The sequence below is a fragment of the Mesorhizobium sp. B263B2A genome (assembly GCF_020165775.1).
GTDB lineage: Bacteria > Pseudomonadota > Alphaproteobacteria > Rhizobiales > Rhizobiaceae > Mesorhizobium > Mesorhizobium opportunistum.
Genome location: NZ_JAIUIU010000001.1, coordinates 731,257 through 752,897, shown reverse-complemented (window position 1 = coordinate 752,897; position 21,641 = coordinate 731,257). Strand labels below are relative to the sequence as shown.

Genomic DNA, 21,641 nt, shown 5'->3' with positions numbered 1-21,641 from the left:
ACTCCTTGTGGAGCCAGCCCCCTTGCAGGAGCTGGCTGTCAGAGGATTGGCTTTCCCTTGCTGGTCAGGCTTTCGATGCCTTGTCGAGGAACAGCTGCGACATGGCGGTCGGCTGCACGCCGGCCACGCCCTTCGCCGTCGCCGTCAGGTAGTCGTAGAAATAGCCGAAGATGACCGGCGTTTCCTCGAGCAGCAGCTTCTGGATCTTGCCGGCGTCGGCCTTCTGCGCCTCCAGATCGAGCGCGGCGATATAGCTGGTCGCCAGCGCGTCGTAGTCCTTGTTCTTGAAATGCGCCGCGTTCCAGGTGCCGTCGCTCTTCAGCGGAGCGGCAAGATAGACATTGGGCACGCCGCGGTGGCCGTAATCGGTGATCCCCATGACCGAATCCAGCCAGTTCGATTTGCCGAACACCGCGTCGCCATAATAGCCGCTCTGGTCGAGGATGTTGAGCTCGAGCTCGATGCCGATCTCCTTGACCCAGTTCTGGATGAGCTGAGCATATTCGGGGATTTCGAGGTAGCGCTCGGTGGTCAGCGTGATCTTGAAGCCCTTGCCGGCACCGGCGGCTTCCATCAGCTGCTTGGCCTGCGCGATGTCCTGCTTGCGCTGCGGCACGCTCGTATCGGTTGACGGATAGACCGATGCGAACGGGCTGTCATTGCCAGCCACGGCGCGACCCTTCATCAGACCCGCGACCAACTTGTCGCGATCCATGCTGAGGGCGATGGCGCGGCGCACGCGGGCATCCTTCAGCGGGCCGTCGTCGCAGCGCAGATGCAGTTGCTGATGAGCCGAAGACTTCAGGCTGATGATGTCGATGCTCGGATCGTTGAGCAGGGCGACGCCGGCGAGCACCGGCATCTGGTTGATGATATCGACCTGGCCGCCTTGCAGCGCCAGGATCATCGGCTGCACGTCGGTGAAGAAGGTGAATTCGGTGCGCTCCGGCAGCGCCTTCTCGCCCCAGTAATTGTCGTTGCGGACAAAGGACGCGCCGACCTTCGGCGTATATTTCTCGACCTTGAATGGGCCGGTGCCGTCGAAGCTCTTCTCGTAATCGCCCTTGTAGTCAGCCGGAATGATGACGGCGTTGTAATTGTCGGACGACAGCATGTAGGGGAAGTTGCCGTTCGGCGCGTCGAGGTGGAATTCCACCGTGTAGTCGTCGACCTTCTTGCTGGCGCCCTTCGACAGGATGCCGGTGAACACCGACAGCGCGTTGGACGAATTGGCCGGATCGGCGAGGCGGTCGATGCTCGCCACCACGTCCTCGGCCTTCATCTCGCCGCCTGAGTGGAATTTTACGCCCTTGCGCAGCTTGAACGTCCACACCGAGCCGTTGTCGTTCGGCTTCCAGCTTTCGGCCAGTGCCGGCTTGAGCACGAGGTCGGGGCCGTCCACGCAGAGGAATTCGGCAACCTGCTGCATGATCAGCAGGCCGCCGGCGTCGGCGATGGTGACCGGGTCGATGGCCGCTGCCGGCACGCTGCTGGCGACGCGGATGGTGGCGCCGGGAGCGCCCTGGGCGCGGGCGAGCGACGGCATGCCACTGAGGCCGGCGGCCGTGGTGATGCCGCCCAGGAGCGGCAGCGACAGGCCGAGCAGGCTGCCATGGCGGATGAAGTCGCGGCGGCTGACGCGGCCGTCGACAAGACCGTCGATCAGGTGATTTTCAAGCGGCGAGCGGTTGCGCCGGATCAGGTCGAGAATGCGGTAGTTCTTGCTCATGGGTTTAACCCTTTCCCCTGTTTCTTATGGCTGAAGAATGCATTTCCAGTTGACGAAATTCCGTGGAGTTCTCCTGTCCAGGTCGTCAATGTTGTCGGTCGACGGAACTGTAGCACGCGGTTTTCCCCGGTCCATCCGATCCTCGCGGCGGGGGGGGCAGATTTTCTTGAGGCAACGCTTCCACCCGTCCGGTCTTGCCGTCACGACACGATCGCGGCGACGAACCGTTGTTCTTGAACACGCCTCCTTTTCGTCCTCATTCTCCTAGTTCAGCGGCAAACGGCGGTATGTCCCGGGCGCAGCCGGGTCGTGATATTTGTTGCAGGGGCCGTTCTCGGTGAAATCGCGATGGCAGGCCGCGAGGTTTTCCCGCGACAAGGTGATGCCGAGACCGGGGCCTTCCGGCACGCGCACGACATTATTCCTCGGCGAAAACGGCCCTTCCTCGGTGATATCGGTCGGCTGCATGCGAAACAGCGACTGGTTCGGCTCCCGGATCCAGCCCAGCGCCGCGCACAGATGCAGGTAGGCGGCGCTGCCGATGCCGCTGTCGCCGCTGTAGCACCAGAAGTCGATGCCGGCGTGCTCGCAGGCGCCGACGAAGCGCAGCATGCGGCCGATGCCGCCATGCACGGTCGGGTTGCCGACGAAGGCGTCAGGCACCTTGAGGTCCATGGCGCGCGCGATGTCGATGTTGTGGGTCGAGAACGGGATCGAGCAATGGCGCCGCAGCTCCCGCATCTCCTCGATCGTCGCCACCGGATCTTCCCAGTTGCGCACGCCGAGATCCTCCAGCGGTCGCGCTAGGCGCCGCGCGGTGCTGAGCGAATAGGCCTGGTTGGAATCGATGCGGATCATCGCGTCGTCGCCAAGCTTCCTGCGGATCAGCTCGACCATTCTCAGCGAGATTTTCGGATCCTGCGTCGAGAATTTGCCTTCGAAGAAGGTCGTTCCATAGGTCTCGTGCAACTCGACGCAATACTCGGCGACTTCCTCCGGCGTCGTTTCGCCTTTCACCTTCGGCCCGTCGCCGCGCAGCGAAAAATAGTCGGTGAACGGGATGTCCTTGCGCACGGCGCCGCCAAGCAACTGGTAGAGCGGCTGGTTCCACGCCTTGCCGCGCAGATCCCAGAACGCCATCTCGATGGCGCCGAACGCCATGATGCGGGTGCGGTCGTTGATCGACTGCACGCCGGTCCAGAAGGGAAGGCAGACATGCTCGGCGCCGGCGATGTCGAAGGCGTCGCGGCCGACCAGGCGTTGGGCCAGGACATCATTGACGATGGCGGCGGCCGCCGGCGTCGGCGCCTCGCCGACGCCGATCAGCCCGTCCTCGGTTTCGACTTCGACGATGGTCTGCGAAAATCCGTCGAGCTCGCCGAACACCCAGCCATAGGGCGCTTCGAGGCGCAGATTGATCGGCGTGGCCTTGACGCTGCGGATCTTCATCTCAGCGGCCGACTTCGAAGAACGGTGCGCCAAGCAGGTCGGGAACGACATCGATGCCGAGGCCCGGTCCGTCCGGAATGCCCATGCGGCTGCCCGTGACCGGCGGCATGTTCGAGGCCGTGCGCACCGTCACCCACTCATGGAAGGCGATAGCGTGCAGCCGGCGCTCTTCCGGCGTCGACAGCGACAGGTGCGCCATGGCGGCGGTGTCGATCTCGGCGCCGCCGGTGTCCTCGACCGTGATCATGAAGCCGAGGTCGACGGCAACGTCGCGGATCAGACGCGTCTTCGTCACGCCGCCGAGCCGCGAGATCTTCAGCGTCAGCCCATCGGCCGCACCCCGGCGATGGATCTCCAGCATTTCCTCGAGCGAGGTGACGGATTCGTCGAGCACCATCGGCTTGTCGAGCATACGGCGCACCGACATGTTCTCGTCGATCGTCGTGCAGGGCTGCTCGAACGTATAGTCGATGGCGCGCGTGGCATCGGCGAACTGGCGCGCCTGGTACGGCGTCCAGCCGGCATTGGCGTCACAGAAGATGATCGTGCCTTTCGGCACCGAGGCGGCGACCGCGGTGACGCGCTCGATGTCGTCATGGACATTGCCGCCGACCTTGACCTGCAGCCGGTGGAAGCCATCCTTGACGATCCGCTTGGCCAGTGCGGCCATGGCGTCGACGCTGCCATGGGTGACGACCTTGTAGAGTTCCGCCGTGTCGCTCTCCTTGCCGCCCAGCAGCGTGACCAGCGGCACGTCGGCGGCGCGCGCGGCGAGATCCCAGCAGGCCATGTCGAGCGCCGACTTGATGTAGGGATGGCCCTTGAACACCGTGTCCATCAGCCGGCCGATGCTGGCCAGCCCGCGCGGGTCGTGGCCGATGAGGTGCGGCGCGATTTCCGGCACGCCCGCGCGCACTCCCATCGGAAACGCGGGCGAGTAAAAATTGCCGAGCGGCGCCATCTCGCCCCAGCCGATCAGTCCGTTGTCAGCGATGATGGCGACAATCACCGCGTCGAAGGCGTCGGCCTCACGTCCCTTGGACATGCGGTAGGGCCCGTCCACGAAGGGCTGCACGACGTGATAGGCTCTGATGGTTTGGATCTGCACGTATCTGTCCGTTGGCTGGGATGTCTGGGTCAGGCGCCCGGGCGCTGTTCGAGGCCGCGCGCGTAAGAGAGCAGCTCTTCGAAGTCGAGGCTGATATGTTCGCGGGCATGACGCTGGGCAGCGCGCATGTCGGTGCCCTTCATCAGTTGCACGTAGGTCTCATGGACGTCTTCGGCCGGCACCGGCTCCTTGCGGGCCTGCTGATGCAGCGCGAAATACATCTGCAACCGGCTGATCAGCCGCTGCCAGGTTTCCAGCAGCACCGAATTGTCGGCCCACTCGTAGATCAGGCCATGCAGTTGCAGCGCCGTTTCGATCTGCCTTGTGGTGTCGAGGTCGCGTGTCGCCTGCTTCACCGCTTCATGGCGGCGGTCGAGCTCGTCGAAGAAACGCTGGTCGCGCTGTGGCCATGTCTGTTCGATCGCGAACTCGTCCAGCACCTTGTTGAGCGAATAGGCGTCGTCGATGTCCTTGGCGGTGACATCGATGACGAAGGTGCCGGCATAGGGAATGCTGGTCAGGATGCCTTCCTGCACCAGCTCGCGCATCGCCTCGCGTAATGGCGCGCGGCTGACCCGCATCTGTTCGGAGATCCTGAGCTCGTTGAGCTTTTGGCCGGGCTCCAACTGCCCGGTCAGGATCGCGCGCCTGAGCAGCGCCACGATTTCGGCGCGGCGCGTGGTGTCGGCGATCGGGCTAAAATCCATCTTCACCATCCGGCCCTCCAGCGAGAACAGAGGCAAGACAATCAGATTGTCGACAATCTAACAAGACGCCATTTTCGGATTTTTCATTTTCGCCATGGCGCAGGCCGATCTAGACGCAGGCCGCCCGATCGCGCTGTCGCCGGTCTCGGTGCGCCTCGGTCACCCCTATTGCGCTTTCATGCCACCGGCCAAGGCCGATCGCGCCGACGGGGCCGCTCTTGTCGGCCTGCTCGTGAAAGCGGCGCCCGCGACCTGAGAAAAGGTCGAGGGCGCCGCGCGGAAACCGGGCCTGCGGGGGTGTCAGGTAGCCGGTTTCTGTGGCAGTGGCGAGATCGGCATTCCAGGTCCGATCTTCTGCAGATTGCCTGTTATCACCTGGTCGCCTTCGGAGACGCCGCTCAGGATGGCCACCAGGTCGCCGCTGGTCGGGCCGAGCGAGACCAGCCGCTGGTCGACCGTGTTGCCCTTGCCGACGACGTAGAGATATTTGCCGAGCTGGCTCGAACCCAGCGCCGTCTGCGGCACCATCAGCGCATCGGGCTGCTGCTTGATGTGCAGCCGCACCCGGACATATTGGCCGGGCATGAGTGTGAACTTGGCGTTGCCGATCGTGGCGCGCGCGGTGATGGTGCCGGTCGAGTGGTCGACCGTGTTGTCGATGAAGGTGAGTTCGCCCTTCTGGCTGGTCTCGGTTTGACCCGGAAGCAGCACCTCGACTTCGACCGGGCCGGCAGCGCGGGCCTGTTCGATCTCGGTCAGGTCCGTCTCGCTCGGATTGAAGGTGACGTAGATCGGGTCGAGCTGCACCAGCGTGTTGAGCACCGTGCCGGCGACGCTGACCAGCGTCCCGACCGAGGCCTGATTGCGGCCTAGCCGCCCGTTGAACGGCGCATGGATTTGCGAGTAGCTCAGGTTGAGTTCCGCCGTGCGCACCGCCGCCTGATTGAGCGCCAGCGACGCTTGTGCCTCGCGCAAGGTACTGGTGCGCTGGTCGAAGCTGTCCTTGGCCAGATAGCCACTCTTGGCAAGTTCGCTACCACGTCCGAGATTGGACCGTGCATAGTCGAGCGTTGCCGTGTCGCGCTGGACCTGGGCTTGCGCCTGGTCGAGAGCGGCCTGGAAGTCGTCGGGCGAGATCTTGTAGAGAAGGTCGCCCTGCCGGACATCGGCGCCGTCTTGCGCTGTCTGTTCCTGCAGGTAGCCAGGCACGCGCGCCTGCAGCGTGATGCTGCGGATCGGTTCGATCCGCGCGGCATAGTCGAGGTAGATCGGGATCGTCTTCTTGACGACGCTTGCCACCGGTACCGGCATGACGAACGCCGCCGGGGCGGGCGCCGCTCCGGCCGTGCCGGCATTGAGGCTCAAATTACCCATGTCGAGCAGGTGAACGCTCGCCACCGAGATCGCGCCCAGCGCGACAGCCGTTCCCAAAGCGATTTTCCATTTACGCATGATCAGTCTCCAATCTTATTCGGCCGCTTCCGCCAGGGGAGGGAAGGCGGTTTCGGCAGTTGGTTCAGAATGTTGTGAGGCCGGCTCGCCGCTTTCGCGGCGTTCGCGCAGCTGTTCGATGACCGCGTAGAAGACCGGCACGAACACCAGCGACAGGATGGTCGCGGCGACCATGCCGCCAAACACGGTGGTGCCGATCGACTGGCGGCTCGACGCACCGGCGCCGGTCGCGAACATCAGCGGCAGCACGCCGAGGATGAAGGCGAAGGCCGTCATCAGGATCGGCCGCAGCCGCAGACGCGCGGCTTCCATCGCCGCCTCGACGATGCTCAAGCCCTCCTCGCGCCGCCGTCTGGCGAACTCGACGATCAGGATGGCATTCTTCGCCGCCAGTCCGATCAGCATGACGAAGCCGATCTGCGAATAGACGTCGATCTGCATGCCGCGCACCGAGAGCGCCGCGAAGGCGCCGAACAAGGCCAGCGGCACCGCCAGCAGCACCATGAACGGCATCGCCCAGCTCTCATACTGCGCCGCCAGGATCAGGAAGACGAAGACGATGGCGAGGCCGAAGACGACCGATGCGATCGATCCTGCCTTGAGTTCCTGGAAGGTGATGCCGGTCCATTCGAAACCGAAATCCCTTGGCAGAGCCGTTGCGGCGGCCCGTTCCATGGCGGCGACCGCCTGGCCCGAGGAGAAGCCCGGTGCGGCACCGCCGTTGATCGAGGCCGATGCATTGTTGTTGTAGTGCGGCACCGTTTCCGGTCCGACGAACGGCACCAACTTGCCCAGCGTCGAGAGCGGCACCATGCCGCCGGAAGCATTGCGCACATAGAGCCGAGAAATGTCGGCGGCACCCGCGCGTGCGTCCTTGTCGGCCTGGATGGTCACCCGGAAGGTGCGGCCAAACAGGTTGAAGTCGTTCACGTAGAGCGAGCCGAGATAGATCTGCAGCGTGTTGAACACGTCAGGCAGGTTGAGGCCGAGCAGCTTCGCCTTGGAGCGGTCGAGGTCGTAGTTGAACTGCGGCGTCGACGTCGAGAACGGCGAGAACAGCTGCTGCGGATTGATTTCCGGCTGCTTGCGCGCCTCGGCGATCACGGCTTGCGTCGCATCGTTGAGGGCTGTGCTGCCACGGCCGGTGAGATCCTCGACGACGAATTCGAAGCCGCCCGTGGTGCCGATACCAGGGATCGAAGGCGGATCGAAGCTCAGCGCGAAGGCCTCCGGAATCTGCATCAGCTTGCCGCGCACGTCGGCGACGAGCTTGGAGGCGCTCTGGTCGGGACCGCGCTCCTCCCAGGGTTTCAGGATGGCGAATTCGACCGCCGAGTTCGACTGCGCAGCACTGGTCAGGAAGTTCAGGCCGCTGATCGAACCGACGATGTCGACGCCGGGCGTCGCCTGCAGGATGTCGCGGGCCTTCTTGGCCACCGCGTCGGTGCGTTCCAGCGAGGCGCCGTCGGGCAGCTGGATGACGACGAAGAAGTAGCCCTGGTCCTCGACCGGAAGGAAGGTCGAGGGCAGTTTCTGCCAGACGAAGTAGGTGGCGACCAGTCCGGCCGCGAACAGGCCGAGCATGACCCAGCGCAGGCGGATGAGGAAGCGCACACCATGGGCGTAGGCATGCGACAGCTTGTCGAAGCCGCTGTTGAACCAGCGGAAGAGCACGAACTGCGTGCCCTGGCGATGACGCAGGAAAGCGGCACTGAGCGCCGGGCTGAGCGTCAGCGAATTGAAGGCGGAGATGCCGACCGAAATCGCCACTGTCAGCGCGAACTGGTTGTAAAGCCGGCCCGAGACGCCGGGGATGAAGGCGACCGGCACGAACACCGCCATCAGGACGGCGGTGGTGGCGATGATCGGGCCGGTGACTTCGGCCATGGCGGCCTTGGTCGCCGCCAGCGGTTTCAGCCCAGCCTCGAGCTGTCGTTCGACATTCTCGACCACCACGATGGCGTCGTCGACGACAAGCCCGATCGCCAGCACCATGCCAAGCAGCGAGAGCATGTTGAGCGAGAAGCCGAGCATCTCCATGACCACCAGCGTCGCCACCAGCGAAACCGGGATGGCGATGGTCGGGATGATGGTCGTGCGCCAGCTCTGAAGGAAGACGAACACCACGGCGACGACCAGCACCAGGGCTTCACCGAGCGTGATCAGCACGTCATGCATCGACGCCGAGACGAACCGCGTCGTGTCGTAGTGCATGGCGTAGGAAACGCCCTTGGGGAAACGGCCGGACAGCTCCTGCATCTTGTCCTTGACGCGCTGCTGCAGATCGAGCGCGTTGGAGCCGGGCATCTGGTAGACGGCGAGCACCACGGTCGGATCCTTGCCGAAGAAGGCCGACGATGAATATTGCAGTGCGCCGAGCTCGATGCGGGCAACGTCGCGCAGCCGCACCAGCGAGCCGGTGCCGGTGTTGGCGCGCACGACGATGTCGCCGAATTCCTTCGGGTCGCTCAGGCGCCCGACGGCGTTGACCTGCATCTCGAAGGCGGTGCCGGCCGGGGCCGGCGACTGGCCGATTTTGCCGGCCGCCACCTGGACGTTCTGTTCGGCGATGGCATTCTGGACGTCGACGGCGGTGATGCCGAGATTGGCGAGCTTGTCCGGGTCGAGCCAGACGCGCATCGAATAGCGCCGCTCGCCGAAGATCTGCACGTCGCCGACGCCTTGCAGCCGCTTCAGCGGATCGACGACCTGCAGATAGGCAAGGTTCGAGAGCGCCACAGGATCGACGGAACTGTCGGGCGAGGTGAGGTTGACGATCAGAACGAAATTCGGGTTCTGCTTCTTGATCGTCACGCCGCCCTGGTTGACGATCGCCGGCAGCGACGAGGCCGCCTGCGAGACGCGGTTCTGGACGTCGACGGCGGCAGTGCTCAAGGAATAGCCGACATCGAAGGTGATGGTGATGGTCGAGGAGCCGTCATTGGAGCTCGTCGACGACATGTAGGTCATGCCTTGCACGCCGTTGATCTGCTGTTCCAGCGGCGTCGTCACCGTATCGGCGACGACCTGCGCGCTGGCGCCGGGATAATGGGCGCTGACCACGACCTGCGGCGGTGTGATGTCGGGGAACTGCGAGACCGGCAGCAGAAAATAACAAATCGTCCCGGCGAGCACCATGATGATGGCGATCGCCGAGGCGAAGATCGGACGATGGATGAAAAAGTTTACCACGACACACATGCCTCGCCGGCTGCTCTTGCCCTGCCGAAGGCACTGGCAAGCCTGGACAATTTTTGGCCGCGCTCGTCGCTGGACGCTTCCAGCGAACGCAGCAGCGGCACCTTGCGACGCTGCCCATTGGCGAGCGAGCGAAGCATTGTCTCGAAGGCGCGGGGATCGACCCCATCTGCTTTCATGACCAGCCGGATCATCGGATCCCGGACGGCCTCATCTATGGTAAGATCGCGGCGCTGTGGCATTGGCCGGCTCCTTGTCTGTCGATTCGCAGCCCATGCTCGCGAACCGTTTTTTCATCTCTTCACCGGCCGAGGCCGCATGATTGGCAGTTTTTCCACCCCTCGATCTGGCAGGACCAGTTCACGGTCTTGTTATTGACGACGGGCGACATAGGTGTTACCAGTAAGTAACATTTGCATAGTTACAGACCGGTAACACCCTAGTCAAGAGGTGGCCGAGGGTTTTTAGGAAACGAAAGGAGATCATGATGACAGACGGCGTCGTGGAGCGCCCTCGTCCCCGGGATCGGATCCTGGAGACGGCGCGTGACATGTTCCACAAGCACGGCATCAAAGGCGTTGGCGTCGACGCCATCACCGAAGCTGCCGGCACGAACAAGATGACGCTTTATCGTCACTTCGAATCCAAGGACGATCTGATCGTCGAATGCCTGCGCGCCAATGCGTCCAAGGCCGGCGCGATGTGGGAAGCCTTCGAGGTCGAATTTCCGGGCGACAAGCTCGCGCAGCTTCACGCCTGGGTTCGCAAGGCGGCCGCCATGCTCAATGCCGATGGTCGCGGCTGCGACATGGCCAATGCCGCGGCCGAGCTGACCGAGCCCGACCATCCGGCCCGACGCGTGATCAAGGAACTCAAGGAAGCCCAGCGCGAACGTCTTGTGGCGCTGTGCCGGGATGCCGGCATCGGTCAGGCAGAACTGCTCGCCGATACGCTGTCGCTGCTGTTCGAGGGCGCGCGTGTCAGCGTGCAGACCGTGGGCGCCGAAGGGCCAAGCGCGCAGTTCGTGCGCATGGCCGAGGGGCTGATTGTTTCTTTCCGGGGCACTGCCGCCAGCTGAAGTGATCGGCCGCGCGTTCCATTCAAATTGTCGTGCGATCTAGGCGATGCCTGGTGCCCTTTGGCGCCGGGCAGCACTGCAATTCCTGCCAACGGAACGAAAAAAGCCCGCTGCCGGGAGGAGGTGGCAGCGGGCTCGATTTCGAATGTGGTGCGGGAGGAGGTGCACCCCACTCAGCGCCGGCATCGCATCTGGGAGGAGTAGATGGCCGACAACGAGAACCTACGAGTTGCCCAATGATTCGGCAACCATAAAAGTTGCATAGCAGGTGTGCAGAATTGCCGCAGCACCCGTCAATCCTCCTACAAATCCGAACAAAGCCGCCTTGCGCAGGCGCGCTAACCTATTGAACCGGAACGTTTTCCCTGAAGATCAGGCGCGGTTCGATGAATTTCCGGGTGAGATAAGGCGCCGATGAGGCAATCGAGCCAAGCAGGCGGATGACCGACTGTTCGGCGATCAGCCTGGCGTTCTGGTCGATGACGACATCGGCGAGGTCATCGACGAGATAGCCGCGTGTTTCCTTGGTCAGATCGTGGCAGATGAACACCGGCTTGCGATTTGGCCTGGCTTCCCGGATGGCTTTCGCGACGCCGGAGCGTCCGGCCCCGACACAATAGATGCCGAGCAGTTCCGGCTCGTTGCGCAGCGCCTTCATCGTCTCGGCATAGCTGACATCGGGCTCGTCATTGATCTCGACAGCGCTGCTGATGGTCAGGTTGGGAAACTCCTCGCCGAGCACGGAACGGAAGCCCATTTCGCGTTCCTCATGGCCGCGATAGGAGCGCGAGCCGACGACCATCGCCAGGCGGCCCTCACGGCCGCCGAGGAAACGTCCCATCAAAAGCGCCGCCGTCCGTCCCGCCACGCGGTTGTCGATACCGACATAGGCCGAGCGGGGAGCGGCCGGAATATCGGACACCAGCGTCACCAGGCGGATGCCGGTGTCGACGATGTCGCGCAGGATGTTGCGGGTTCTTGGATGGTCGATGGCGGTGACACCGACGCCATTGGCCCGCAGCGACAGGCTCTCGACGGCTGTCTGCAGCGCGTTCGGCGATATGCCGGCAAGGTTGTGGATCCGGCACGAAGCGACCAACGGCAGGCGCGACGCATAGTCTTCGATGTATCTTGCCAGATCCTGCATGAAGGCGTTGCTGCCGATCGGCAGGAAGAATTCGAGGTTTGCGGGCTTGGAGGGAAGCGTCACCTGGTCGGCGACCGGCAGATAGCCGAGCTGCTTGGCTGCCTCCATGACGCGCTGCCGGTTGGCGGCGCTGGCGCCCGGCCGATTGTTGAGCACCCTGTCGACCGTTGCCGTCGAGAGCCCGCAGGTCCTGGCGATATCGGAGACGGTGGCCTTCATGCCGCAACCCTATGCGCCGATGCCATGGCGCACCAGACCGATGATGTGGCAGGCGATGTCACGGGGGACGAGATCTGAGTGACAGGTGATCGCCACCCATCACCGCGATGTCCATTCGGCTGCTTCGGCAAGACGGCTTCCGCCCGTCCTCAGTGCGGCGGCTTGCCGTCGGCGACGGCGTCGCGGATTTCCTTGTCCGACATGCCGGTTATGATTCGTTCGACTTCCGCCACGGTTGTCGTCTTCGGGTCGATGTCGTCGGCGACCACCTTGCCCCTGCGCATGACGACGATGCGGTCGACCACCTGGAAGACGTGATGGATGTTGTGCGCAATGAAGATGCAGGAATGGCCGGAATCGCGCGCGCTGCGCACGAAGCTCAGAACACCCTGTGTTTCGGCGACGCCGAGATTGTTGGTCGGCTCGTCGAGGATGATGAGGTCGCTGTCGAAATGCATGGCGCGCGCGATCGCCACCGCCTGGCGCTCGCCGCCGGAGAGCGAGCCGATCGGCGTCGTCGGCGGGATGTTCTTCGAAATGCCGACCTGCTTGAGCAGGTCGCGGGCGACAGTGTTCATCGCCTCCTGGTCCATGCGGTTGAGGAAGCGCGGCGGCTTGATCGGCTCGCGCCCAAGAAACAGATTGCGCGCAATCGACAGCTGCGTGACCAGCGCCGAGTCCTGGTAGATGGTCTCGATGCCGTGGGCGATGGCGTCGCTTGTGCTGCGCAGGGCGACCTTCTTGCCGCGGATGAAGATGTCGCCGCTGGTCAGCGGCACGGCACCCGAGAGCACCTTGATCAGCGTCGACTTGCCGGCACCATTGTCGCCGAGCAGGCCGACGATCTCGCGTTCGTTGACATGGAAGTTGGCGTCCTCGAGCGCCTGCACGCGGCCATAGGACTTGCGGATGTTCTGCATGCGGATCAGTGGCTCGGCCATGGTTCAAGTCCCTGCCTGGTGCCGGCGTTCCAGCCATGAATGAAGCGCCATCATGCCAAGGATGATCGCACCGATGAAGATGTTGTAGGCAAGGCCGGGCACGCCGATCAGCACGATGCCGTTGCGCATCACGCGCAGGATCAGGATGCCGAGTACGGTGCCGATGATGGTGCCGCGCCCGCCGGTCAGCGCCGTGCCGCCGATCACCACCATGGCGATGACTTCGAGCTCGTAACCGGTGCCGCTGTTGGGGTTGGCGGCGGAGGTGCGCAGCGAGGAGATGACGCCGGCAAGCGAGGCCATGACCGATGACAGCACGAACAGGCCGATCTTGACGCGGTTGACGTTGACGCCGCGGGCGCGCGCCGCGTTGGGATTGCCGCCCGCCGCCTGGATCCAGTTTCCGGTTCGGCTTTGCGTCAGCACGTAGCCGAGCGCGATCGCCGCGGCGATAAACCAGAACAGCGACATGTAGATGCGGAACGGCCCGATGAAGAAGTCTCCGACCAGCGCTTCCGCCAGCCAGCTGCCCTCGGCGCTCCAGGTGCGCTGTGGGAAGCCGTCGGTGATGAAAAGGGCGCTGCCGCGCACCACCAGCAACATGCCGAGCGTGACCAGGAAGGACGGGATCTTGAGCTGCGTGACGAACCAGCCGTTGACCAGTCCGATCAAGGCTGCGACCACCAGCGCGACGACGAAGCCCATCTCCAGCGAGGTGACGCCGGCATTGAACAGCGTCCACATCAGCACCGGCGAGAAACCGAACAGGGACCCGACGGAGAGGTCGAATTCACCTGACGTCATCAGTAATGTCATCGCCAGCGCGATCAGGCCGAGCTCGACCGTGAAGGCCAGCGTGTTGGAGATGTTCTGCGGCGACAGGAAGTCGTGATTGAAGCTCCAGAAAACGCCGATTTCGACGACCAGGAGCACGAAGGGACCGAATTCCGGCCGCGCGATCAGGCGTTGGACGAGCGAATGATTTTCCACTGATAACCCGCGACATGATTGGAGAGGCGGAGCGCTGCACCGGAATCCAGCCAGGCTCGGCGAATGGACAGACAGTCGCGACCGCGGGTGCGATCGCGACTGTCTCGGTCTCGGATCTTATTTACCCGACAGGATCTTGTCGTAGACCTCGGCGGTGTCCTTTTCATAGAGCGCGCCGGTGATGACGTTGAAGCCCGGAGGAATGCCTGACGCGGCCATATTGGCGAGCGAGAGCGCGACATAGCTGGTTGCCTGCGGGTCCTGCCACTGGCCGGCATTGACATAGCCGTTCAGCACTTCCTGCGTTGTGTCGAGCGAGTTGCCCCAACCGACGACCGGAATTTCACCGGGCTTGACCCCGACCTGGTCGAATACCCGCTTGATCGAGCCGGTGACCAGATCGCCAAGGCCGATGATCGCCTTCACCTTGCCCTTGTGGGCGGTGAGGTAGTCGACCATGCGGTTGATCACCTCGGCCTGGTCGAGCGTCGCTTCGGTCACTTCATAGGTGATGCCGAGCGGTCCGAAGACGCTCTTGATACCTTCCTCTTCCTGGACGCCATAGGTGGCGCCGGGAATCTCGACTGGCATCCAGACGAAGTCGCCCTTCTTCACCAGGCCCTTGTCGACCAGATACTGCGCCCAATGCTTGCCGAAGGTGACGTTGTCGCCGCCGACATAGGCGTTGAAATTGGCCTTGGGATCGGGCGTGTTGAAGTTGATGATCGGGACGTTGGCCGCGCGGGCCTCTTTGACGATCTCGACAAGGCTGCCCGGATCGGGGCTGGTGGTGACGATGCCGTCGGCCTTGGCGGAGAGGGCGGCGCGAACCGCTTCCTGCTGCGAGGCGACGTCGCCATTGTGGAACGAGGTGTTGACGGTGTTGCCGGTGTCCTTGGCCCACTGCTTGGCGCCGGCCAGGAAGTAGGTCCAGACCGGATCGGCTGGGCCGCCATGTGAAATCCAGTAGAACGTCTTGGCCTGCGCCGCCGCCGGAACGAGCGTCAGCGCGACCAGCAGTCCGTAGAGCACAAGTCTCAGTCTTGTCAGCATTTGATTTCCTCCCGGTTGAAGATGATCCGTCCCTTGTTCCGGCTTCAGCCGGATTGCGTCTTTTGCCAGCGCCGCTCGGATGCCTCAGAGCATTCCCTTTTTCGACGGATGGCAAGCCTCCATCTGCAGATGTAGTTGCCGCCTGACGCGGCGCCATCAGCGGTCCCATCAGATTGCATCAGTTGGGATGATTTTTCCGGGCAGCCGGATGATTGGCGTCGAGGCTCAGCCGAGTGGGTGCCAAACGCGATCGCCGCTGCATGCCACAAGCGATAGCTGCCCTTCAGGACCGAACCGCTTGAAGAAACCGCTAGATCAGGCCGGCCTTGGCGAGGTCGCGCATCAAATGGCTGGCGCCGTAGGTCCAGTGCGGGCAATCGGGCGACAGCCGCACCCGGTTGACCAGCGCGCCGAATTTCTCCGACGAGATGGTGACGATGTCGCCGACCTTGTGGGTAAAACCCTTGCCCTTTTCGCCGCGGTCTTTCGAGGGCACGAACATGGTTCCGAGGTAAAGCGCCAGCCCGTCCGGATACTGGTGGTGCGGGCCCATGGCAGCGGCAACCAGTTCTTCCGGCGAGCGGCTGATCTCGGCCATCGAGCTCGCGCCCTCCAGCGAAAACCCGTCCTCGCCTTCGACCTTCAGGCGCACGACCGCGTTCTTCACGTCGGCGATCGAGAACGTTTCATCGAACAGGCGGATGAAGGGGCCGAGCGACGCGGAGGCGTTGTTGTCCTTGGCCTTGCCGAGCAGCAGCGCCGAACGCCCTTCGACGTCGCGCAGATTGACGTCGTTGCCGATGGTGGCGCCGACGATCCTGCCGCTCGAGGCGGCGATCATGGCGATCTCCGGCTCCGGATTGTTCCAGGTCGATACGGGGTGCAGCCCGACATCGGCGCCGAAGCCGACCGAGGCCATCGGCTGGCATTTGGTGAAGATTTCGGCATCGGGGCCGATGCCGACTTCCAGATATTGCGACCAGGCGCCGCGCGCGATGAGCTTGGCTTTGATCTCCATGGCCTCCGGCGAACCGGGCTTGAGCTTCGAAAGGTCGTGGCCGATCAGCCCGGCAATGTCGGCGCGGATGGCGTCGGCCTTTTCCGCCGAGCCGCGCGCCTGTTCTTCGATCACCCGTTCGAGCAGGCTGACGACAAAGGTCACGCCGGACGCCTTCACCGCCTGCAAGTCGGCGGGAGACAGCAAATACGGCTTGGCCGGGTCGCGCGCGGTCTCGAAACTATTGGCGGCGATGTCGTCGAGCGAGCCGATCGGCTTGCCCTTGGCCGAGCGCACGTGCTTTGCCGGGTCGGCCATTTCGCAGACATCGCGCACGGTCGGCGCCGTGCTTGACGTGATGTCGAAGACGGTGCCGTCACGCACCGTGACCACCATGGGATGCGAGGCATCGCGGCTGCCGGCGCGCCCGACGAACAGGCCTTCGGCCGGCAGATGTGTCAGGTTGGTCATGGCGTTGGGTCCTCCGAATGATCGAAAATGCGCTTGGCCGGATCGGCGCGGCACTTTCACCGGATTCCTCTCAAAGGTCTATCCCGTCATTGGCAATCAAGGGTGCCGCGTTCCCTTGTGAGACTCCACCTTCGCGGCATTCACGCTGCCGTGAAAACTGAAGCGCTTATTCAAGAATGTGAAATGCGCGCGGCCATGAAGGGTGGAAGTATTACCAAAAGCTCTCGCCGACAGGATTTCACTTGACAGTTTCATAAATATGAAAAAGTCTCAGTTAATTTCAAAAACCGAGCAGGTCGATGTCGACCCTTGTTGCAAACCAGATGCCAGAGGCCCGGTCTTCATCGGGCTTCAGCTTCGCCATGCTGTTGCCGGGCGCGGCCGTCACCTTCCTGCTGATCCTGTTTGCGCTTGGCCTCGTGCTTTTCCTCGCCTTCCGCAACAATGACGGCTCGCTGCTGGGCAGCGGTTTCAGCCTCGCCAACTTCGCCACAGTGGTCTCCGATCCGCTCTACTGGATGGTGACGCTGCGCTCGCTGGTGATTGCCGCGCTGGTCACGCTGGCCACGGTCGTCACTGCCTATCCCGTCGCCTACTATCTCGCCTTCCACGCCGGGCGGCGGCGCGGTCTCCTGCTGTTTCTGGTGACGCTGCCGTTCTGGACCAGCTATCTCCTGCGCGTCTTCGCCTGGAAGATCGTGCTCGCCTACAATGGCGTGTTGAACTCGGCGCTGATCGAAAGCGGCATCTGGTCCGAGCCGACGCTGGCCTTTCTCAACACGCCGGCCGCTGTCGTCGTCACGCTGGCCCACGCCTATGCGCCCTTCGCCATCCTGCCGATCTATGTGGCGCTGGACACCATCCCGAAATCCCTGCTCGAGGCTGCTTCCGATCTCGGTGCGCGGCCGTTCACCTCTTTCCGCCGGGTTGTGTTGCCCAATTCGATGCCGGGCGTGCTGGCTGCCGCGCTCGTCGTCTTCGTGCCGACGGTCGGCGACTATGTCACGCCGGCGCTCGTCGGCGGCCCGGCCTCCACGATGATCGGCACGCTGATCCAGGCTGAGTTCGGCAAGGCCAATGACTGGCCGTTTGGGGCAGCGCTCTCCGTAGCCGTCATGCTGGTGATCCTGGCCGTGGTGCTGGTCGCGCGCTTCACCGACCGCAGATTTGGCAGCCGCACATGAGCGCGCGCACGCAAGGTGGCGGCCGCTGGCTTGGCGTCTACGTCGTCGCCTATCTGGTTTTCCTCTATCTGCCGGTGCTGCTGATCCCGCTGTTTTCCATCAACGACTCGATCCAGGCGGCGTTTCCGCTGCAAGGCTTCACCTTGCAATGGTACGCGACTTTGTACGGCAATTCGGCGCTGTCCGGCGCGCTCGTCAACAGCCTCGTCATCGGCATCATTGCTGCCACGGGCGCCACGCTTTGCGGCATCACCGTGTCCTACATGGACCTCTATGGCCGCTCGCCGCTTGCCGCCACCATCAGCGCCATTGCCCGGCTCCCGATCCTGATCCCGGGCGTCATCGTCGGCATATCGCTGCTGATCCTGATCAACCTCATCGGCCTCGGGCCGTCGCGCATCGCCATCGTGCTCGGCCACATACTGGTGGCGCTGCCGACGACCGTGGTGATCATGCGCAGCCGCTTCGCCGCCATCCCGAAAACCATTCGCGAGGCCGCCCTCGACCTCGGCGCGTCCGACTGGATGACGTTCCGGCGGGTGATGCTGCCGCTCAGCCTGCCGGCCATCGTTTCGGCCTTCATGCTGGCCTTCCTGATCTCGTTCGACGAATTCATCGTCGTCTTCTTCCTAGCCGGCACCGAGCCGACGCTGCCGCTCTACATCTGGAGCCAGCTGCGGTTTCCGAAGTCGCTGCCGACGGTCATGGCGCTGGGCACATCGATTCTGGCGGTGTCCTTCGTCATCGCCGGCCTTGCCGAAATCCTGCGCCATCGCGGCCTGTCCGCGACAGCGCCAGGACCCGCGAATCCATCACAACCAAAACAAACCAAGAGAGGAGAACTGCAATGGCATTCGACCTGATATCCGGCGACCTGATATCCGGAAAGACGGCCCGGGCCGGCCTCGCCGCTTTGGCGTTGGCGCTGTCGTCGACCGTCGCTTTCGCCGGCGACAAGCTGCAATATTTCACCTGGTCGGGCTATGAACTGCCTGACTTCAACAAGAGCTTCCTCGCCGCGCACCCCGATGGCGTCGAGGCTTCCATATTCGGTGACGACGATGACGCCTTCACCAAGGTCAAGGCCGGCTTCCGTCCCGATATCGCGCATCCCTGCTATGACAAGGTGGCGCGCTGGAACAAGGAAGGCCTGCTGCAGCCGATCGACACCAAGCGCATCAAGAACTGGGATTCGATCTTCCCGGTGTTCAAGAACCTGCCCGATCTGCAGGCCGGCGACGGCAAGGTCTGGATGGTGCCGTGGGACTGGGGCAACACCTCGATCCTCTACCGCACCGATCTGGTGAAGAACCCGGAAGCGAGCTGGAACCTGCTGTGGGACAAGCAGTATGCCGGCCGCATGGCGACCATCGACGCCGTGCATGACACGCCGATCGTTGCCGCGCTTCTGGCCGGCGTCAATCCGTTCGACATGACGCCGGAGCAAATGGACAAGGTGGCGGCGAAACTGCGCGAGCAGCGTCCGCTGCTCTCCAATTACACAACCGACATGACCTCGGTCGAACAGGCCTTGGCCAGCGGCCAGCTGGTCGCCGCCATGACCTGGAATGCGTCGGCCACCTCGCTGAAGAAACAGGGCGTGCCGGTCGAGTTCATGAAACCGAAGGAAGGCATGCTGACCTGGGCCTGCGGCTTCGTCATGCTCAAGGACGCCAAGAATGTCGACCTCGCCTACGATTTCATCAACAGCCGGCTGGATGCCGAGTCCGGCAAATACCTGATCGAGTCTTATGGCTACGGCAGCTCGCTCTCGACCGCTTTCGCCGGCGTGACGAAGGAGGAGCTGGACAAGCTGCAGCTGCCGTCCGATCCGGAAGTGATGCTGAAAAGCACGATCTTCACCGGGCCGATGAAACAGAATGACGATATGGCCAAGATGTTCGAAAAGGTGAAGGCGGGCGGGTGAGGCTGGTTCTTCCTTCTCCCCTTGTGGGGTGAGCAGCCGTTCGCGTAAGCGAATTCATCGTGCCAGTGGCACGATGAAAGGCCGGCGAACGCTGGGACGCTGCGAAGCAGCGGGGACCCAGCAGGGTGGATCGGCTACCACGCCCGGCCCTTCGCAGGCTCAGGGCGTTCGAAGCTCGAAAAGCCAAGCAATTGGCTTTTCGTTCGCTGCGCGAACCGCTTCTCACCCCACAAGGGGAGAAGGGGGAGCCTAGCGGCGCTGCGCCACGTCGATTGAGAAGACTACGAGGACCCATACATGGACATGCTTGACGACGCCGCGGAAAAACCCAAGGACGATGCAGACGTCCGCGTTGGCCGGCGGGTGCGGGCGCTGCGGCTGGAGCGCGGCCTTTCGCTGGCCGAACTGGCGGCAAAAGCCGGAGTGTCGATCGGTGCGCTGAGCCAGATCGAGCGAGGCATGTCATCGCTGCGTGTCAAGGTGATCTGGCCGCTTGCGGCAGCACTCGACATCGAGCCGTCGGCGCTGATCGCCGACGGCAACGACGCAGTCAATGATCTCTATTGCGTGCGCGCCAACAGCCGCCGCGCGATTCCCGTCAAATCCGAAGGCATCGCCAAGGCGCTGCTGTCGCCGCCAGGCGCGACGCTGACCGGCATGCTGGTGACCGTGGAGGCCAATGGCGGCACGGCGGAAGCCTATGCGCATGCCGGCCATGAATTCGGCTACGTGCTGGCGGGCGAGGTCGAACTGGTGGTGGATTCGACAAAATACGTGCTGAAGGAGGGCGACAGCTTTGCCTTCAAGAGCACGCTCTTGCATGCCTTCCGCAATCCCGGCGCCGAGCAGTGCCAGATCCTCTGGGTCAACACCACGAAACCGTCCGAGGTTCGCGATGGCGCCTGATCGTCTTGTGCGGCTGCAGGCGATCTCGAAGATCTTTCCCGGCGGCATCGTCGGGCTCGACGCCGTCGATCTCGACATCGTCAGCGGCGAGTTCATTACGCTGCTCGGGCCATCGGGATGCGGCAAGACCACCAGCCTGCGCGTCATCGCCGGCTTCGAAAGCCCGTCGAGCGGCAAGGTGCTGCTTGACGGGCGCGACATCACGGCGCTTCGGCCCTTCGACCGGCCGGTCAACACCGTGTTCCAGGACTACGCGCTGTTTCCGCATATGAACGTCGCCGAGAATGTCGGCTTCGGCCTGTCGCTGCGCAAGCTCTCCGGCAGCGAGCAGGCAAAACGCGTCGGCGAAGCCCTGGGCATGGTCGGTCTCGCCGACAAGCTTCGTGCCCGGGTCTTGGAATTGTCGGGCGGCCAGCGCCAGCGCGTGGCACTTGCCCGAGCCATCGTCTGCGAGCCGCGCGTGCTGCTGCTCGACGAGCCGCTGTCGGCGCTCGATGCGCATCTGCGCGAACAGATGCAGGTGGAACTGAAGCGGCTGCAGTCGCGGCTCGGCACCACCTTCGTCATGGTCACCCACGACCAGACCGAGGCGCTGTCGATCTCCGATCGCATCGTCGTCATGAACAAGGGCCGCATCGAGCAGATCGCGCCGCCGGCGACACTCTATGATCGGCCCGCCACGAAGTTCGTGGCGAGCTTCATCGGCACCATGAATCTCCTGCAGTCGCGGTTTATCGGCCGCGACGGCGATCGCCTGCGTTTCACCGCCGGAACACTGGCGCTGGAAGCCATTTCTGAAACCGGCCAGTCACCCGGTGAAGGCGACGTGCGTACCATCGGCGTCCGTCCTGAGGATTTGCTGGCGACGACCGAAGTCTCGCCGGGCACGGCGCCGGCGCGCGTCAACAGCATCGTCTTTCACGGCCGCACGCTGCGCTTGCACGCCGAACTTGGGGAGGGAATGCCCGTGGTGATCGACGCACCGCGCCGGGCCGATGGCTTTCAATTCAACGTAGGCGACGTGGCGCATGTCAGCCTGCGCCGTGGCGCCAGCTGTCCCATGCTGCCAAGCTAATCTTTCTTGA

Annotated in this window: 19 protein-coding genes; 7 read left to right on the top strand and 12 right to left on the bottom strand. The window is 63.5% G+C overall.

The window, feature by feature from the left end; all coding sequences use genetic code 11:
• Window positions 1-64: 64 nt before the first annotated feature.
• The 4 genes from LB568_RS03665 to LB568_RS03650 all read right to left on the bottom strand — a co-directional run bounded on the left by LB568_RS03665 (window position 65) and on the right by LB568_RS03650 (window position 5,002).
• Window positions 65-1,729 carry an ABC transporter substrate-binding protein gene (locus LB568_RS03665; protein WP_224729126.1) on the bottom strand — a complete coding sequence of 555 codons (1,665 nt, stop codon included), beginning with the start codon at window positions 1,727-1,729 and terminating at the stop codon, window positions 65-67.
• Between the two features lie 264 nt (window positions 1,730-1,993).
• The gene (locus tag LB568_RS03660; RefSeq protein WP_224729122.1) at window positions 1,994-3,178 is read right to left on the bottom strand and encodes a mandelate racemase/muconate lactonizing enzyme family protein; all 1,185 of its coding nucleotides are present in this window, start codon (window positions 3,176-3,178) and stop codon (window positions 1,994-1,996) included.
• 1 nt (window position 3,179) lies between these two features.
• Complete coding sequence (locus tag LB568_RS03655) at window positions 3,180-4,286, bottom strand: mandelate racemase/muconate lactonizing enzyme family protein (protein ID WP_224729120.1); 1,107 nt, start codon at window positions 4,284-4,286, stop codon at window positions 3,180-3,182.
• 29 nt (window positions 4,287-4,315) lie between these two features.
• A complete protein-coding gene (locus tag LB568_RS03650; protein WP_224729118.1) occupies window positions 4,316-5,002 on the bottom strand; it encodes a GntR family transcriptional regulator in 687 nt (228 codons plus the stop codon).
• Between the two features lie 85 nt (window positions 5,003-5,087).
• Between LB568_RS03650 and LB568_RS03645 the strand changes: the two genes are divergently transcribed.
• A complete protein-coding gene (locus tag LB568_RS03645; protein WP_224729116.1) occupies window positions 5,088-5,249 on the top strand; it encodes a hypothetical protein in 162 nt (53 codons plus the stop codon).
• Window positions 5,250-5,293: 44 nt separating this feature from the next.
• Here LB568_RS03645 and LB568_RS03640 read toward each other — a convergent pair whose 3' ends face one another.
• From LB568_RS03640 to LB568_RS03630, 3 genes are read right to left on the bottom strand one after another with little or no spacing between them, the layout of a single operon-like run.
• Window positions 5,294-6,445: an efflux RND transporter periplasmic adaptor subunit gene (locus tag LB568_RS03640; protein WP_224729115.1), complete on the bottom strand. Its 1,152-nt coding sequence runs from the start codon at window positions 6,443-6,445 to the stop codon at window positions 5,294-5,296.
• A 15-nt stretch (window positions 6,446-6,460) separates the two neighbouring features.
• Entirely contained in the window at window positions 6,461-9,646 is a 3,186-nt protein-coding gene (locus tag LB568_RS03635) for an efflux RND transporter permease subunit (protein WP_224729114.1), read from the bottom strand.
• Window positions 9,631-9,885, bottom strand: coding sequence for a hypothetical protein (locus LB568_RS03630; protein ID WP_013896751.1), 255 nt, complete (start codon window positions 9,883-9,885; stop codon window positions 9,631-9,633). Before LB568_RS03630 ends, LB568_RS03635 begins: the two co-directional genes overlap by 16 nt.
• A gap of 245 nt (window positions 9,886-10,130) precedes the next feature.
• On the opposite strand from LB568_RS03630, the gene LB568_RS03625 reads away from it, so the two are divergent.
• The gene (locus tag LB568_RS03625; RefSeq protein ID WP_224729113.1) at window positions 10,131-10,721 is read left to right on the top strand and encodes a TetR/AcrR family transcriptional regulator; all 591 of its coding nucleotides are present in this window, start codon (window positions 10,131-10,133) and stop codon (window positions 10,719-10,721) included.
• Window positions 10,722-11,064: 343 nt separating this feature from the next.
• On the opposite strand, the gene LB568_RS03620 is transcribed toward LB568_RS03625, so the two are convergent.
• The 5 genes from LB568_RS03620 to LB568_RS03600 form a co-directional block, all read right to left on the bottom strand.
• Entirely contained in the window at window positions 11,065-12,087 is a 1,023-nt protein-coding gene (locus LB568_RS03620) for a LacI family DNA-binding transcriptional regulator (protein WP_224729112.1), read from the bottom strand.
• Between the two features lie 149 nt (window positions 12,088-12,236).
• Window positions 12,237-13,028 carry an ATP-binding cassette domain-containing protein gene (locus LB568_RS03615; protein ID WP_013896748.1) on the bottom strand — a complete coding sequence of 264 codons (792 nt, stop codon included), beginning with the start codon at window positions 13,026-13,028 and terminating at the stop codon, window positions 12,237-12,239.
• Window positions 13,029-13,031: 3 nt separating this feature from the next.
• Window positions 13,032-14,018, bottom strand: coding sequence for an ABC transporter permease (locus tag LB568_RS03610; RefSeq protein ID WP_013896747.1), 987 nt, complete (start codon window positions 14,016-14,018; stop codon window positions 13,032-13,034).
• A 117-nt stretch (window positions 14,019-14,135) separates the two neighbouring features.
• Entirely contained in the window at window positions 14,136-15,071 is a 936-nt protein-coding gene (locus tag LB568_RS03605) for a substrate-binding domain-containing protein (RefSeq protein WP_013896746.1), read from the bottom strand.
• A 310-nt stretch (window positions 15,072-15,381) separates the two neighbouring features.
• The gene (locus LB568_RS03600) at window positions 15,382-16,539 is read right to left on the bottom strand and encodes a fumarylacetoacetate hydrolase family protein (protein ID WP_224729110.1); all 1,158 of its coding nucleotides are present in this window, start codon (window positions 16,537-16,539) and stop codon (window positions 15,382-15,384) included.
• 299 nt (window positions 16,540-16,838) lie between these two features.
• On the opposite strand from LB568_RS03600, the gene LB568_RS03595 reads away from it, so the two are divergent.
• The 5 genes from LB568_RS03595 (at window position 16,839) to LB568_RS03575 (ending at window position 21,631) form a co-directional block, all read left to right on the top strand.
• Window positions 16,839-17,723, top strand: coding sequence for an ABC transporter permease (locus LB568_RS03595; RefSeq protein WP_224729109.1), 885 nt, complete (start codon window positions 16,839-16,841; stop codon window positions 17,721-17,723).
• On the top strand, window positions 17,720-18,586 hold the full coding sequence (locus LB568_RS03590; RefSeq protein WP_224729107.1) for an ABC transporter permease: 867 nt from the start codon (window positions 17,720-17,722) through the stop codon (window positions 18,584-18,586). The genes LB568_RS03595 and LB568_RS03590 overlap by 4 nt, the downstream gene beginning before the upstream one ends.
• Window positions 18,571-19,650 carry an ABC transporter substrate-binding protein gene (locus LB568_RS03585; protein WP_023778625.1) on the top strand — a complete coding sequence of 360 codons (1,080 nt, stop codon included), beginning with the start codon at window positions 18,571-18,573 and terminating at the stop codon, window positions 19,648-19,650. Before LB568_RS03590 ends, LB568_RS03585 begins: the two co-directional genes overlap by 16 nt.
• Window positions 19,651-19,947: 297 nt before the next feature.
• Window positions 19,948-20,556 (top strand): cupin domain-containing protein, encoded by a 609-nt coding sequence (locus LB568_RS03580; RefSeq protein ID WP_013896741.1) that lies wholly within the window; start codon window positions 19,948-19,950, stop codon window positions 20,554-20,556.
• Complete coding sequence (locus tag LB568_RS03575) at window positions 20,546-21,631, top strand: ABC transporter ATP-binding protein (RefSeq protein WP_224729105.1); 1,086 nt, start codon at window positions 20,546-20,548, stop codon at window positions 21,629-21,631. Before LB568_RS03580 ends, LB568_RS03575 begins: the two co-directional genes overlap by 11 nt.
• Window positions 21,632-21,641 lie beyond the last annotated feature (10 nt).

What these genes read in the sequence shown, in the direction of transcription:
- LB568_RS03665 (WP_224729126.1), bottom strand. Translation starts at nt 1,729, where the DNA reads ATGAGCAAGAACTACCGCATTCTCGACCTGATCCGGCGCAACCGCTCG.
- LB568_RS03660 (WP_224729122.1), bottom strand. Translation starts at nt 3,178, where the DNA reads ATGAAGATCCGCAGCGTCAAGGCCACGCCGATCAATCTGCGCCTCGAA.
- LB568_RS03650 (WP_224729118.1), bottom strand. Translation starts at nt 5,002, where the DNA reads ATGGTGAAGATGGATTTTAGCCCGATCGCCGACACCACGCGCCGCGCC.
- LB568_RS03645 (WP_224729116.1), top strand. Translation starts at nt 5,088, where the DNA reads ATGGCGCAGGCCGATCTAGACGCAGGCCGCCCGATCGCGCTGTCGCCG.
- LB568_RS03640 (WP_224729115.1), bottom strand. Translation starts at nt 6,445, where the DNA reads ATGCGTAAATGGAAAATCGCTTTGGGAACGGCTGTCGCGCTGGGCGCG.
- LB568_RS03635 (WP_224729114.1), bottom strand. Translation starts at nt 9,646, where the DNA reads ATGTGTGTCGTGGTAAACTTTTTCATCCATCGTCCGATCTTCGCCTCG.
- LB568_RS03630 (WP_013896751.1), bottom strand. Translation starts at nt 9,885, where the DNA reads ATGCCACAGCGCCGCGATCTTACCATAGATGAGGCCGTCCGGGATCCG.
- LB568_RS03625 (WP_224729113.1), top strand. Translation starts at nt 10,131, where the DNA reads ATGACAGACGGCGTCGTGGAGCGCCCTCGTCCCCGGGATCGGATCCTG.
- LB568_RS03620 (WP_224729112.1), bottom strand. Translation starts at nt 12,087, where the DNA reads ATGAAGGCCACCGTCTCCGATATCGCCAGGACCTGCGGGCTCTCGACG.
- LB568_RS03615 (WP_013896748.1), bottom strand. Translation starts at nt 13,028, where the DNA reads ATGGCCGAGCCACTGATCCGCATGCAGAACATCCGCAAGTCCTATGGC.
- LB568_RS03605 (WP_013896746.1), bottom strand. Translation starts at nt 15,071, where the DNA reads ATGCTGACAAGACTGAGACTTGTGCTCTACGGACTGCTGGTCGCGCTG.
- LB568_RS03600 (WP_224729110.1), bottom strand. Translation starts at nt 16,539, where the DNA reads ATGACCAACCTGACACATCTGCCGGCCGAAGGCCTGTTCGTCGGGCGC.
- LB568_RS03595 (WP_224729109.1), top strand. Translation starts at nt 16,839, where the DNA reads ATGTCGACCCTTGTTGCAAACCAGATGCCAGAGGCCCGGTCTTCATCG.
- LB568_RS03590 (WP_224729107.1), top strand. Translation starts at nt 17,720, where the DNA reads ATGAGCGCGCGCACGCAAGGTGGCGGCCGCTGGCTTGGCGTCTACGTC.
- LB568_RS03585 (WP_023778625.1), top strand. Translation starts at nt 18,571, where the DNA reads ATGGCATTCGACCTGATATCCGGCGACCTGATATCCGGAAAGACGGCC.
- LB568_RS03580 (WP_013896741.1), top strand. Translation starts at nt 19,948, where the DNA reads ATGGACATGCTTGACGACGCCGCGGAAAAACCCAAGGACGATGCAGAC.
- LB568_RS03575 (WP_224729105.1), top strand. Translation starts at nt 20,546, where the DNA reads ATGGCGCCTGATCGTCTTGTGCGGCTGCAGGCGATCTCGAAGATCTTT.